We start from the raw sequence: 14927 nt of genomic DNA, 5'->3' as shown, positions 1-14927 counted from the left end.
CAACATGCGGCATCCGACCGTCTGCCGAAACACCGGAACCGAAAAACAAACGACCCGCCTGCACAGCAGACGGGTCGCAAACAGCCTTCGGGGCGTCGCTTATGCAAGCGCGTGCCCGGCATTCCCATAGAAATACGGCATCGCAGGCCTGCAGCATATCCCACCCTCGCCCGGCTACCGCCAGGCTCGGGCGCGCTCGCGCGACGCCCCACCGGGGCGTCGCTTATGCAAGCGCGCCCATCGGATCCCATGCGGGCAGGGAAATGGCGGGCTCTTCAAGAGCGGCCTGGTATTCGGCGGGCAGCAGAGCCTTCGGTACAGCCACCTCGTACACGTACTCGGTGAACCAGTCATCGCTCATCGTGAAATAGCCCTTGTCCGCGATCTTCGTGCCCCAGGAGTTCTCCACACGCCACCGACGAGTGGAACCGTCCTCGGCAACATCCACGCCGGCGAACGCCATGGCATGGTTCATAGCGGAATCGGCGAAGCGCACACGCTCCTCCTTATCCAAGCTGAAATCGAAGTCGTACAGTTTGCCGTATTCGAACAGATCCGTGGCCCATGCGCCGTTCTCACGGTCCATGAACGGATGGCAATCGGCGCCGAACCATACCGGAATGCCTTCCTCGACCAGGATCTTCTTCACGCAGTCCTTCATGAGTTGGTTCGGCACATTCAGGTATTCGGTGGCGTCGCCACCGGCGACATTGCCCAGATGCTCGATGGCGATCTTCCTGCCCTTCGGATGCTCGGCACGCGGATCGTCCACCAGGCACACGTAGCTTTCCAGATCGGCGGAACCGACATACTTCTTCCAGAACTCCTGCGGTGTGATCTCGCCATCGCGATGGAACACGCCGTCCTTGTCGGTCCACTCCCAATCGAAGGAAACCGGCGGCTCGCCCAGATGAATGGTGAGAATACGGTGACCTGCCGCAGTGGCCTCGGCGATGATCTGATCGATGTCGGCGCCCTTGGCGTACATGCGGGCCACTGCGGTGTGCAGCATGTGGCGCAGCTGCGTGTTCATCTCGCCGGTGTTCTTGGACGATTCGGTTTCCGGGAACAGATCCTTGGGCACGGCGCCGTACTTCTTGTACACGTTCATGGCCATGGTCCACTGGCCGCCATCACCCATCACATCCTGCAGCAGATGCTGCATCAGGCGGGAATCGGCGGGCTCGCCGGCTGCGATCAGCGCGGCGACATCCTTCAGGAAGTAGTTGACACGTTCCAGCTTGTCGTAGTACATGGCATAGTTCTGAGAGAACTCGAATTCCTTAAGCCCAAGATTCTTCTTGGCCACGAAACGTGCGACATTCAGGGAGCTGAACAGCCAGCAGCGGCCGGAACGATCCTGATGGGTGGCATCGCCATTGTCGATAACCGTTGAGAATCTGCGCTGCAGCAGACGCGCCCTGTCATAGTTACGAGCCACCTTGGCCACTCCAGCCGCGGTGACGGCGTTCATCGCCATACGGTTGACCGCACTCGCCTCGAATCCATCGCGCAGCCCGGCAAGGGCTTCGGCGTTCAACGGTGTGATTTCTGCCATATGAATACTCCTTAACTCACAACAACGGCATCCGGCCATTGGATACCCCGGCCGGATGCCGCAAAACGTACATGGTACTGTGTGAGTCCCAGCCTACCATCAGCATTCCCAATCGTTCCGCCCGCACAGCACCGTGCAGCTCCTCGCACCGCGCTTCGTGCCATGGTTCAGCGTAGATTCGACGCTTTGCGAACAACGCCAGACGATATGCGAAAGCTCCGGCCGGATGCCATACCGATCCGACCGGAGCCCTCAATACCGGTAGATATTACTCCTGATTGCCGTCGCCTGCTTCAACGGCGTTATCGGTCTCGCCTGCTTCGCCCGGCTCGCCAGATTCGTCGGACTCGTTGCCGGAGCCGGCGTTCGGCGCTTCGCCGGCACCTTGGGCGGGCTCTTCCGGCTGGGCTTGCGCCGGAGCCGCGGCGGCAGCATCCATATCGTCTCCAGCGAGGAAACCGGCGAATGCATTGGAGAACATGGAGCGAAGCTCGCCCACACGCTGCGTGATCTGCGCTTCACGCTGCTGCAGACCGCTGATGCGCTCCTTGAGATCGTCGATCTCCTCCTGCGCGGCCTTGCGGCGCTCATCGATCTGGCGCTCGACCTCATCCTGCGCGTTCTTCAGCATCACATCGACCTTGGCGTCCGTGTCGGTACGCTTGCGAGTGGCGTACTCGTCGGCATCCTGACGCATGGTCTTGGCCTGGCTGATGAGTTCGTCGGCTTCCTTTTTGGCTTCAGCGCGACGCTGCTCCAAGCTTTCCAGCAGCTCGCTCACCTTCTTGGTGGCGTCCTCCTGCTGGGCGGCGATATCGCTGCGGATCTGCTCGACCTCGGCGCTGACCTGACTCATGGTCTTGGTGCGATGCACTTCGGCTTCATCGGTGATTTCCTGTGCCTTCGTCTGCGCCGCATCGGTGATCTCGGCGGCCTTACGCTGTGCGTCAGTGGTCATCTTGGCCACCTGCTCGCGCACATCGGCAAGCTTCTTGTTCGCTTCGGCGAGCGCTGCCTCGATCTGATCGTTGGCCTCGTTCTTCAAGCGTGTCAGTTCCTCGTTGGTGCTCCTACGCTGGTCGGCGATCTGCTGGACGGCGTCGGCCTTCATCTCCGCGATTTCACGTTCCTGCGTGGATCGTTCGGAGGCGAGCTTCTTCTTCTGCTCCTCGCGGGCGTTGCGCAGTTCCAATTCGGCGGTCTGGCGCTGTTCGGTGACGTTCTTCGTCGTTTCGGAACGCAGATGCTCCGCGTCCTCCTTGGCCGACCTGGTGGTGCTTTCGGCATCGTTGGCGGCGCGGGTCAGAATACTATCGGCCTTGGCGTTGGCGTCGGCGACGATACGCTTGGCGTCGAGCTTGGCGTTGTTGATCAGGGTCTGTGCCTGCACCTGCGCGGCGGAACGGGTGGAAGCGGCATCGCTTTTGGCGCGTTCAAGCAGTTCGACACTGGTCTGTTCGGCGGAAGACAGCATCTGCTGCGCGTTCGCACCCAACGACGAGAAGCTGTTGCCGGACTTATCCTGACGGGACTTCTCCTGCTCAAGTTGCGCCTGCAGCTGAAGGATCATGTCGTCATTGGACGCGATCTGTTCGCGCATGTCGGCCAGCGTCTTCTGCGCCTGGGCGAACGCCGCATCCACCCTATCCTTGTCGTATCCCCTCAATACAACCGGGAACTGTTCCATTCTCTGTTCCTTTCCGCCGAAAATCCGTCTGGCACAATCCTACTCGACTTGACTCATGTAAAACACTACTGCATACGCAGTCGAGAATCGGCGTGCGTCTTGCACTTTCACACAGCCTCGACCACATGGAACCGCATAGCGGAATTCAGGCGATAAGAATGCTTTCGCTGGAGGGGCGCATATAGTACTTCACGCTTTCGCGCACCACATCGCCGCAAGCCTGCACCAGCTGATCCATGGGAAGCCCGCGCTTGGGATGCGGCTCTTCGTTCACTACAGGCAGACTGACGAAGCCGGCCAGCACCTTGTCTTGCGCGGAAGCCCAATTCAGCAGGTTGTAGAACAGGGAATTGCATACGAACGTGCCCGCATCGGAGCTCAACGTGGCAGGAATCGAATCATGGGTGAACTCGCCGAGGATCGCACGCAACGGCAGTCTCGTCCAATAGGCCGCCGGCCGGCCGGGAGCGATGGGCACAAGGCTCGGCGCCGTATTGTCCACATCCGGCCTGCTGGAGTCCATGATGTTCGTGGCGCAGCGTTCCAGCAATATGCCACGGGCCGCACGCTTGAGCCCGGTGGCGACGACGATGTCCGGCTTCGTCTCTTCGATGGTCCGGCTCAGCAATGGCCACGCCTTGGAAAAGCTCACGGGAAGGCTGACCGTGCTGATGGAAAGCTCCACCCCGTCAAGGCCGTCAACGCCTTGCTGCGAAAGTATCCGCGGCACCTCGTAAGACGGATTGACCTCGATGCCGTCGTAATGGTCGAAACCGGAAATCACCACGCTGAACTGCTGCATACGCTCAGTCTACCCGCACTGCCATGCGCTCAGTGTGCCACGGCCTCGCGCAGAATGGCATGCATTCGGGCGCGGGCCTCCTCTTTGGTGAGCTGATGCGTGGCGTTTGCCGCGATGCGTTCCGCGATCGGCAGATCGGCCATGGTGGTGACCTTCAGGTTTGTGTCGCTTCCTGCTACGATCGCGACCGACTCATCGGGCAGATAATCCACCACCACGCGCGTATCGTCGGTCGGATGGAAATCGGGGTCGTCTGCGGCAAGCTCATACGCATGGTAGATCGTGCCGAATCGGAAGGACTGCGGGGTTTGGGCGCGGAAGGTGTCAGCGCGATCGGGCACCGAGCCGATCACCTTGCGATCGCCGGCATCATGCGTCAGCAGAATCGTATCGGTCGAGGCGAACGCCACCGTCGCCGCGGAGAACTCGTCCAGCGTGTCGATCGAATCGTCGATCGACTCCTGCGAGACGAACGGGCGCACCGCATCATGGATAAGAATCTTCGCCTGCTGCGGAATGCCGGCCTGCTTCAGTACGTTCAACGCGGCCATGGTGCTGTCGCAACGTTCGACACCGCCGTCGATCACCATACGCACCTTCTCGTAACGGGCCTCGTCGATCAGCCCCTCCACTGCGTCGCGTACCTTGGGATTGACCACCACCACGATGTCGCTGACGCGGCTGTTGCGCTCAAAGGCCTCGATGCTCCAGCACACAATGGGCTTATCGCCAATGCACACCAGCTGCTTCGGGTTCTCCGGATCGAAACGGGTACCGAAACCGGCTGCCAGGACCACGGCCACTACAGGTGCGGTCTGCCTCTTCTTCTCATCTTCCTGCATAATTCCTCCACCGTATGCCATGCCTTGCACCATGCATGGCACGGCCAATCGTTCTGTACGAAATCTTCGTCCGCAGCCGAAGGCCACTTATTGACGCTGGATCAGCGCCAGCATGCGCCCCTCATGCTTCTTACCGGCCAGTGCGGCACGGCGATGCGAATACCATAGCGGATTCTCCACGGTGCACATGCTGCGGCGGATCGCCTCGATACGCTCTTCAAGACGTGCCGGCCCCTCGCCATCGCGAGCGCACAGTTCCGCCAGTTCGGCATCCTCGCTCAGATACTGTGTGGCGGCGTTCACACGCGGGCGGGATTCGATGATGTTGTCGGCGACCACGCCGGCTTCGGCAAGCTCGCTCAATGCGGCGGCAACGATATTGATGCCTGTGCCGCCGAAACGGGTCAACGAGAAGCTTCCGGGGAACTGCGCATCGAACTCGTCCGAGATCTGATCACCGGTCTCATAGCAGTCGCCGCAGATACGGGGGCCGAGCGTCGCCACAATACGTTCCGGCACCGCACCCTTCGCCACCATCAGATCGACGGCTGAGCCGATCACACCCTGCTGCAGCCCTTTGCGTCCGCAATGCGCGACACCGATCACACCGGCCTGCGGATCGGCGAGCAGCACCGGCAGGCAGTCGGCGGCGAACACGCCCAAGGCCACGCCTGCACGCGAAGTCACCTGCGCATCGGCTTCGATCACGCTCACGCCAGCAGGGGCATGCCCCTCATCGTCCTGCGTGCCGGAGAAGTCGTATCCGAACGGGGCGTTCCTGCCGAACACCTCGTCCATGTCCACGGTCTTGCCGGAGTGCACCTGCGAAATGATGCTTAACGGCGCTCCAAGAGATTCCGACAGCGCGATACGGTTCGACAGCACGGCTTCGGCGCTGTCTCCGCCTTTACCGCCAAGGTTGCAGTTGCCCCACTCCCCTGTGCTCAAACCGCCAAGACGCGTGGTATAGGTGACGGTGATGCCCGGTGCGAGAGCGATGGGAATGGTGACCGGGATCGGGCGGCCGGCCTTATCGGTGGAGCTGATGGACGATGAATCGAGAATCGCGTCGTCGTATTCGGTCATGGTGTGTTCCTTAGTTGATGCCTTGGTTGGTGTATTGGATTGCGGGATCGGCCGATGGGTCGAAAGCACCGCCCGCGTTATTCGGCTTTCAGCGTGGCCTGCTTGGTACGGGAACGGATGGCGGTGTTGGCCGGCACGTTGTGCGGGCATGGGATCGAAAACACGTGCGCCGGATTGTTGATGGCGGCAACCGGATTGCCGTCCGCGTCGCGCAAACCGGAATCCGGAACGATGTATGCCAGCGGCGGCTCGCCGGCCAGCAGGAATTCGACCTGCTGACCGGGTTCGATCTTGTTGCGGCTCATCATGGTGAGCCTGCCGCCCTCGTCCGGCGACCAGGAGAGCGCTTCGCCCACCACCAGCCAGGAGCGGAAGTAGCCCGCGCGATCGGTGCGCTGCGTGACCTTCCGCTGCGGATAGTAGAAACCGGTGGAATAGTCTCGGTGGGCGACCTTGTAGGGTTCCTCCTTCAGCCAATCCGGCAGCTCTACATGCGGTGCCGGGCGCACTGCGGCATGATGCCAGCCTTCGGGAAGGATCTCCGCCGCGGTGTTCGACTTGCGCCGGGTGCTGCGCGCATGGTAGCTCAGGTTGCCATCGTCGGCATTGCCGATATTGGCGCAATGAACGGTATTGACCTGAGGCGCGGCCTGACCGTCTTCGGCATCGGGCACGCCGGCGAAGGCCTTGTCGGCATTATGTTCGATATTGTCCGGCGCCGCGTTGGCGAAGTCCGGGTCGCCGGGGCGGATCACCATATCGTGGAACGGCTTGATCTCGTTGCCTTCGGCGTCTTCGAACCCGCGCTCGACCATGTATTGGTTCACTGCGGTCTTGTAGGCGTTGGTCATCGCGGCGATGTAGTACGCGCTTTTGGAACGTCCCTCGATCTTCAGGCTGGTCGCGCCCGAATCGATCAGATCGTCGATATGCTCCAGCATGTTCATATCCTGCGAATTGAACAGGTACGCACCGTTTTCGGTCTGCTCGATGGGGAAATACTGGCCTGGCCGCTTCTCTTCCACGATCGAGTACTTCCAGCGGCAGGGCTGTGCGCATTCCCCGTGGTTGCCGTCTCGTCCGGTCAGGTAGTTGGAGAACAGGCAACGGCCGGAGAACGCCATGCACATGGCGCCGTGCACGAAGCATTCGATATCCATATCTTCCGGGATGCGGGCGCGAATATCACGTACGGCCTGCAGATCCATCTCGCGGGCGAGCACCACTCGTTTGGCGCCAAGCTCATAGAATGCGCGGGCCGCGCCATAATTGGTGACGCCGGCCTGCGTGCTCACATGCAGTTCAAGTTCGGGAGCGACCTCGCGTGCGGTCATCATCACGCCGAAATCGCTTACGATCAACGCGTCCACACCGGTGTCCTTCAGCTGGCCGAGATAGTCGCGGATCGCCTCGACCTCGCTGTTGCGCGGCAGCACATTGCAGGTCACATATACGCGGGCCCCATGCTCGTGCGCATAGCGCGAGCCCTCTTCGAAATCCTCAAGGCTCAGGTTCTTCGGGGCGCTGCGCATGCCGAACGCCTTGCCGCCGCAGTAGACGGCATCGGCACCATAGTCGACGGCGGTCTTGAGCCCACGCAGGTTGCCCGCCGGGGCCAGTACTTCAGGCTTGTTTCTTCTTTGCACGTGTATTCCTCGTATTCGACGTAAAACCATCAATATTGTACGGATTGGAGTGCACAGCGCACTTTGCGCACACGCATACATACAAAGGCGACACATGCCATACCGTTGCATAACAATCAATGCGGGCGGCCCATGCCTTTCCTCCATGGGTCCGCCCGCATTATGCGGCCATCGCGCTGCCTGCCGGCAGCCGTCTTGCGTTTCAGCCCAGGAACGCAAGCTCCTCCGGGCTGAGTTCGAGCTCGTCGGCCTTGAGCGAATCGAGGATGGTTTCGGGGCGATGCGCTCCCGGAATCACGAACATGTGGTCGCCCTTGGCCAGCTCCCAGGCCAGCACCACGCGCTGGTAGCTCACGCCATGTTTGGCGGCCACTTCGCGGAACGGGTCGAACAGGTGCTCGTCGTAGGGGTGGCGGTAACCGCCGAGCGGACTCCAGCACACGAAGGCCAGACCTTCCCTGGCGCAGTATTCCAACGTGTCCTGGGTTTCCAGATGGATCGGCGAATACTGGTTCTGCACGGCCACCAGCTTGTCGCCAAGAATCTCCTGCGCGATCTTCAACTGTTCGATGCTCACGTTGGATACGCCGGCCCATTGGGCCACACCCTGATCGAGCAACGCCTTGATGCCTTCGCAGGACTCGTTGTACGGCACTTCCGGATCATGACGGTGCAGGTACAGCAGATCGATCGCATCGACGCCGAGCGCCTGCGCGGACTGCTTACCGTATTCGATGAGGTGTTCCGGCTTGCCATCGCGTGGCCAGACCGGCTTGTCGCCGTCCCATGCGCGGCGCAAACCCACCTTGGTGGCCACGGTGACCTCATCGCGCGGGCCCTTCCAGGTCTCGAGCGCTTCGCGCACCAGCTTCTCGCCGGTCTGTTCCTCCTCGCCTGGCGTGTAGTAGGCCCAGGCGGTGTCGATGTGGCGGCAGCCGGCGTCCAGCGAGGCGTGCAGGGTTTCGATGCCGACGTCATGCCCACGGTTGTTCTCGATGGTCAACGGCATCTCGCCGTGGCCGATGGCGGTGGTGTGGAATGGTCCCAAATCTCGGAACAGTGTCATGGTCTACGCTCCTTTACGGCAGTGATGATCAATGGAATGCTGCGTCCCAGAATACTTCCCGCCCACGGCAGAACGGGTGGCGCCACGGCAAAACCGCTGTGGAAGCCACCCGTTTTTCATATCGCCCGATCAGCGTGCGCCCGACGAACCGCCGCCGAAGCCGCCGCTCGACCCGCCGAAACCACCGCCGGAGAACGATCCGCCCGATCCACCGAAACCACCACCGCCACTGCTTGACGGCGCGGCGGCGCTGATGGTGCTGCGTACCGAAGCGAACCCGGCATCAAGCTGCGTGCCGATGTCGAACGCACCGGATTGCAGGCCGCCGAAGCCGCCGCCGAACGACGGCTCGGACGACATGCCGCCACCCCAATGCATCGGGCTATAGGTCCAGTACCACAGCGTTCCCGAAGCATTCGCATCCAGCCACGACTGGTCGCGCACCTGCGGGTATGCCTTGGCAAGCTCCTTCATCACACGCTCGGAAATGCCGAATGCCGCCGCATACACCAAATACCAGTCCCACATCTTCAGGTCGGCGGAACCACGGTCGCTGAAGTCGGAGAAGTCCTGCATGTAATGCTTCAGGCCAAGGCATTGACCGGCGTATTCCTGCCCTTGAGGCGTGATCGTCGTATTCGCGCCCGCAACATCGCAGAACAGGCCGACCATGAACATCGGCGTGCCAATCAGAAGCCCGAATACAAGATTGTCGACATAGAATCCGGTCATGGCGATGGCGATTCCCAACATCGCGGCGATGGTGCCCGGCAGCATGTACCGCCAAGCCGATTGGGAGGTTGCGCCAAGCAGCGTGAACTCCGTATCGCAGGAATTTTCGAACTTCTCCAGCTCCTTATAGCCGGATTCCCAATCCTTGCAGGCCTTCTTCATCTGCTTGAAATCGAACACCGGGTACCCCACGCGCATCGATATGCTCACCAGCAGTCGCAGGCACGTTTTCTCGGACGCGCTGAGATTCAACGACTCGCGATCATGCAACGCCACCGGCAGGATCACAATGGTGCTGGTCTTGGACGAAACCATCGCCTTGGCACCATCGGATGCAATCATATGCGACAACTGCACCGCGTCGGCCTGGCTCATGTCGATGCCCTTATAGTTCGACGCCGGCCCCGGGTAGATGGCAATGGCATGTTTGGCGGCCAACGCCAGCACGGTTGCCGTCATGGAACGTGATGATACGGTCCCCTTGCTGTTGTCGATGATATCGATCATGCGCGCCGCGGACGCGGGCGAGATCGCCGGGCGGTCGCGCCAATATTCCAAGCCGCCACGGTACCGTGCCGCCTTGTTGGATCGGATTACGGCGATGATCGCCCACGCCACGGAAACGATGCCCGCGACCAGCGAAACGACCCACAGAAGGATTCTTGTCACCGCAGCCCGGTGCTGGCTTTCGTACCATGCCTTCTCCTGCGCGGTCTCGTCGGCCTGCAAAGCGTCAAGATGATTGCCGGGTTCCATCCTTGCCACATTGGACGAGACTTTGCTGTCGTATGCGACCACCAGATCGAGGTACTGCTCGGATTTCAGGTTGTAGACGGCGAACTTCAGCTCCCCCTGTTTGCCGCGGGAGGTCTCCGACGTGTTCTTGGTATGCAGCCAGGCCCACGAGGTCTTGGCGTCGATGCCGTCCGGGAAACGAACGGTGCCCGTCACCTTCTGCGCGGGAATGGAGTTGGTGGGTCCTATCGGTTCCCATTGGAAGGTGGTGACGTCCTTGTATTGCGTGGCGGCGCCATGGAACGTCATCTGCACATCGAATTTGAGGCTGTCCGCCTTCACCGTGTAGGGGATGTTCCATCCGATCTCCACGTTTCTAGTGATACGGTTCGCGCTCGACCCGTCAAGGCCGTCCGTCTGTGGGTCGAAGAACCCCGGATTGTTGCTTCCGTCCGTCACATCGGCGATATACCAGTGGTCCGCATATTTCGAATCCCAGGTGGCCTCGTCGACGCTGTTCGGGTTCTGCGGGTTGATCTGATGGTAGACCGCGCCGGTGGTGACGTTCTTGACGCTGATATCGGTGATGTTGGTCAGCTGGGTGCTGTCGAGCGTGTACTGCCAGTAAAGCTGACGCCAATACTGGGTATCGCCGTCCTCGTTCGTCCTGCTATCGAGCTTGTAGTCGATATGCTGCACGACTTTCAGATCGCCGTTGGCAAGTATCGTCGCATCGTAATCCAAGCTGCGGTAGCTTACATCCGAATGCCCGCTCTCACTGCCGGCCAGTACGGCCAACAGCACGACGGCCAATGCGGAGACGATGGTGATGACCACCGCCCGGACAAGCCTCTTCCTCATAGTTTTCTCTTCCCTTATATGATTCTCGCGTGCCATGCCGCATCCGCCGAATCACAGCACACTACAGGCCATGGAACCTCATCGTTCCACGGCCGTCACCGGCCGGCACCTGATTATGGCATGGTTTCCCGTCATGCCAGTCCAAGCGCCGGCCTGCCCCTATCAGAACTTGACCTGCGGCACCGCGCGGTCGGATTCCGCGATCTGGTAGTGGTCGGCCTGCTTGAAGTGGAATAGCGAGGCGATGATATTGGTGGGTACGGTTTCGATCCTGGTGTTGTACTTCTGCACCACGTCGTTGTAGAACTGGCGGGCGTAGGCGAGCTTCTCCTCAAGCGCCTTGAGCTGGCCTTGCAGGTCGAGGAAGTTCTGGTTGGCCTGCAGCTGCGGGTATGCCTCGGCGGTGGCCTGCAGGTTGAAGATGGCGCGGGATAGCGCGTTTTCGGCCTGGATACGTTCGGCGGGCGCGGCATTGGGGTCGGCTGCGGTCTGAACCGCCTTGGCGCGCGCCTGCGTCACCTGGGTGAATACCTCGGACTCGTGCGAGGCGTAGCCTTTGACCGTTTCCACAAGATTCGGGATGAGATCAGCTCGCTGCTTAAGCTGCACGTCGATCTGCGACCATGCGTTCTTGACACGATTGCGCAGCGCGACAAGTCCGTTATACGCACTGATCGCCCACAGTACGATCAGGACGACAATGACAATAGCGATGATAATGCCGATGGACATTGGCAAGTTCCTCCTTGCTGAATAAAGACAACGATTTCATTATCGCATATGCTCTGGTTTTGCGCGGATATGACCGAAATCACTGCAGAATCGCATCATGCGGGCAAGTAATGTGGGCAAGCTCGGCAAGGTTCAACGACGAGCCGGTACCGAAATTCGAACAGCCCAATACTAGATTGGGGCCACTCCATAACGGAGTGGCCCCAATATTCGACGCTATCACCTCAACGGCATATCAAGCCGCCACGAAGGATCCGTGAGAAGACATCAGTCTTCGAACGGATCAAAGTCGCGGCGCACACGACGGCGCGGACGCTCGGTGCGCTCTTCGCGCTCGGAACGGTAATCGTCGTAGTTGTCGTCGGTCGCGTAACGCGGGTTGCGGTCGGAGCCACGGCGGCCACCACGGCTGCGGCGGTCATCGCGGTCATAATCGCGGTCACGGTCGCCACGGTCGTCATAGGAACGACGACGACGCGGACGATCCTCATAATCACGATCACGGTCATCGCGGTCATCATAGGAACGACGACGACGCGGACGATCCTCATAATCACGATCGTTGTCGCGATCCTCGTGACGGTTGCGACGCGGACGATCCTCGTAATCACGGTCGTCACGGCGATCATCGCGGGAACGGCGATCGTCACGACGGTCATCACGGCGATCGTCACGACGGCCACGGCCGCCACGACCGCCACGCTCGCCGCGATCCTCACGACCGCCACGGCCGGAGTTGGATTCCTGATCCTCGAAACCCGGGATGGCCAGGCTGATCTTGCCGCGATCGTCAACGCCCTGCACGACGACCTCAACGGTGTCGCCTTCCTGCAGCACGTCTTCGACGGCGTCGATGCGCTCGCCGTTGGCGAGGTTGCGAATCTGGCTGATATGCAGCAGACCGTCGGTGCCCGGGGTCAGGTTCACGAAAGCGCCGAACGACGTGGTCTTGACGACCTTGCCGTTGTAGGTTTCGCCGGCTTCCGGAACGTGCGGGTTGGCGATCTGGTCGATGATCTGCTTGGCCTTTTCGGCGGCCTCTCCACCTTCGGAGGAGATGTAGACGGTACCGTCGTCCTCGATGGCGATCTCGGCGCCGGTGTCCTCCTGGATCTGGTTGATCATCTTGCCCTTCGGGCCGATGACCTCGCCGATCTTGTCCACCGGAACGGTGGTGGTGATGATGCGCGGAGCGAACTCGCTCATCTCGGACGGGCCGTCGATGCACTCGTTGATGACTTCGAGGATGGTGGTGCGGGCTTCCTTGGCCTGCTGCAGGGCAGCGGCAAGAATGTCGGCCGGAATGCCGTCCAGCTTGGTGTCGAGCTGCAGGGCGGTGATGAATTCGGAGGTGCCGGCGACCTTGAAGTCCATATCGCCGAAGGCGTCCTCGGCGCCCAGAATGTCGGTCAGGGTCTTGAAGATGTGCTTGCCGTCCACATCGCCGGACACCAGGCCCATGGCGATGCCGGCAACCGGAGCCTTCAGCGGCACGCCGGCGGCGAGCAGCGACAGCGTGGATGCGCACACGGAGCCCATGGAGGTGGAACCGTTGGAGCCGATGGCCTCGGAGACCTGGCGGATGGCGTACGGGAACTCCTCGCGGCTCGGCAGCACCGGCACCAGCGCCTTCTCGGCGAGGGCGCCGTGGCCGATCTCGCGGCGCTTCGGAGAACCGACACGACCGGTTTCGCCGGTGGAGTACGGCGGCATCTCATAGTTGTGCATGTAACGCTTGGACTGCGGGCCGGACAAGGAGTCAAGCTGCTGTTCCATCTTGAGCATGTTCAGCGTGGTGACGCCCAGGATCTGGGTTTCGCCGCGCTGGAAGAGCGCAGAACCGTGCACGCGCGGCACGATGTCCACTTCGGCGGACAGGGTGCGGATGTCGCGCAGGCCACGGCCGTCGATGCGGTAGTCCTCGGTCAGGATGCGGCGACGCACGATCTGGCGCTGCAGCTCCTTGAAGGCGTTGCCGATTTCCTTGTCCTTCTCGGCATCGTCCATATCCTCGAACTCGTTGGCGAGGGTGGCCTTCACGCCTTCCTTGATCTCCTTGATGCGATCCTGACGCGGCAGCTTCTCGGCGATGGTCAGGGCCTCATCGAGATCCTTGTGCGCGATCTCGTCGATGCGGGAGTACAGCTCGTCGGTGTACTCCGGGAAGAGCTGGAATTCCTTGGTTTCCTTGGCGGCCTTCTCCTTGAGCTCGTTCTGGGCTTCGCAGATGACCTTGATGAACGGCTTGGCGGCTTCCAGGCCACCGGCAACGACTTCCTCATCCGGCTTGGTCTGGCCTTCGTCGTAGATGAGGTGCCAGGCGTTCTTGCCTGCGCCTGCCTCGATCATGGCGATGGCGACGTCACCGTTCTCGATGACACGGCCGGCGACCACGATCTCGAACACGGCGCGTTCACGCTGATCCCAGGTCGGGAAGGCGACCCACTGGCCGTCGATGAGCGCCAGGCGCACGCCGGAGACCGGGCCTTCGAACGGCAGACCGGAGATCATGGTGGATGCGGATGCCGCGTTCAGCGCGATCACATCGTAGGCATCCTGCGGGTTGACGGCGAGAATGGTCTCGACGACCTGCACCTCGTTGCGCAGGGTGTGCGGGAACAGCGGGCGCAGCGGACGATCGATGATACGGCAGGCGAGGATGGCTTCGGAGCTCGGACGGCCTTCGCGGCGGAAGAAGGAGCCGGGGATCTTGCCGGCTGCATACATCTTCTCTTCAACGTCAACGGTCAGCGGGAAGAAATCGTAGTTCTCCTTCGGGCTGGAACCGGCGGTGGTGGTGGACAGGATCATGGTGTCGTCGTCCAGGTAGGCGGCGACTGCGCCGTCAGCCTGCTGGGCAAGACGACCGGTTTCGAAGCGCAGCGTGCGCTTACCGAATGAACCGTTATCGATAACGGCCTCTGCGGCCTTGATTTCGGGACCCTCCATGGGGCTACTCCTTCGTGTTTTCCTAATTATTCCTTCAAACAGCCCTCTTCAGCTGGGCAAGCTCTTACATTCGCAATGTTCACAGCCCCTTGGCTGCGTTCCTCGTGTCAACCTCTTCAGTCGGGCTCGCTGTCTTGGCCTGAACCTCTGGCCTGATCCTCTGTAATGCCCTCGTTTATCTTGTTGCCGTTGGCAGCGTATGTAAAACGCCCGAACGCCATAAGGCGCTCG

10 protein-coding genes are annotated in these 14927 nt (G+C 61.1%); all 10 read right to left on the bottom strand.

Annotated features, from left to right (window positions below; all coding sequences use genetic code 11):
• Window positions 1-223: 223 nt before the first annotated feature.
• Entirely contained in the window at window positions 224-1558 is a 1335-nt protein-coding gene (locus BBAG_RS01575; protein WP_003827685.1) for a C1 family peptidase, read from the bottom strand.
• 268 nt (window positions 1559-1826) lie between these two features.
• On the bottom strand, window positions 1827-3245 hold the full coding sequence (locus BBAG_RS01570; protein WP_003827682.1) for a hypothetical protein: 1419 nt from the start codon (window positions 3243-3245) through the stop codon (window positions 1827-1829).
• A 145-nt stretch (window positions 3246-3390) separates the two neighbouring features.
• Entirely contained in the window at window positions 3391-4047 is a 657-nt protein-coding gene (locus tag BBAG_RS01565) for a pyroglutamyl-peptidase I (protein WP_003827680.1), read from the bottom strand.
• Between the two features lie 29 nt (window positions 4048-4076).
• On the bottom strand, window positions 4077-4922 hold the full coding sequence (locus BBAG_RS01560; RefSeq protein ID WP_003827679.1) for an IspD/TarI family cytidylyltransferase: 846 nt from the start codon (window positions 4920-4922) through the stop codon (window positions 4077-4079).
• Between the two features lie 54 nt (window positions 4923-4976).
• Entirely contained in the window at window positions 4977-5975 is a 999-nt protein-coding gene (locus BBAG_RS01555; protein ID WP_003827678.1) for a polyphenol oxidase family protein, read from the bottom strand.
• Window positions 5976-6052: 77 nt separating this feature from the next.
• Window positions 6053-7651 (bottom strand): peptidase U32 family protein, encoded by a 1599-nt coding sequence (locus BBAG_RS01550; protein ID WP_407921658.1) that lies wholly within the window; start codon window positions 7649-7651, stop codon window positions 6053-6055.
• A 172-nt stretch (window positions 7652-7823) separates the two neighbouring features.
• Window positions 7824-8687 (bottom strand): aldo/keto reductase, encoded by an 864-nt coding sequence (locus BBAG_RS01545; protein WP_003827674.1) that lies wholly within the window; start codon window positions 8685-8687, stop codon window positions 7824-7826.
• A 129-nt stretch (window positions 8688-8816) separates the two neighbouring features.
• Window positions 8817-11015 (bottom strand): DUF2207 domain-containing protein, encoded by a 2199-nt coding sequence (locus tag BBAG_RS01540; RefSeq protein ID WP_033508869.1) that lies wholly within the window; start codon window positions 11013-11015, stop codon window positions 8817-8819.
• A 162-nt stretch (window positions 11016-11177) separates the two neighbouring features.
• The gene (locus tag BBAG_RS01535) at window positions 11178-11747 is read right to left on the bottom strand and encodes a LemA family protein (RefSeq protein WP_003827670.1); all 570 of its coding nucleotides are present in this window, start codon (window positions 11745-11747) and stop codon (window positions 11178-11180) included.
• 267 nt (window positions 11748-12014) lie between these two features.
• Entirely contained in the window at window positions 12015-14696 is a 2682-nt protein-coding gene (locus BBAG_RS01530; protein ID WP_003827666.1) for a polyribonucleotide nucleotidyltransferase, read from the bottom strand.
• Window positions 14697-14927: the final 231 nt, after the last annotated feature.

Source organism: Bifidobacterium angulatum DSM 20098 = JCM 7096, assembly GCF_001025155.1.
GTDB classification, from domain to species: Bacteria; Actinomycetota; Actinomycetes; order Actinomycetales; family Bifidobacteriaceae; genus Bifidobacterium; species Bifidobacterium angulatum.
This window is presented reverse-complemented; position numbering and strand designations above follow the sequence as displayed.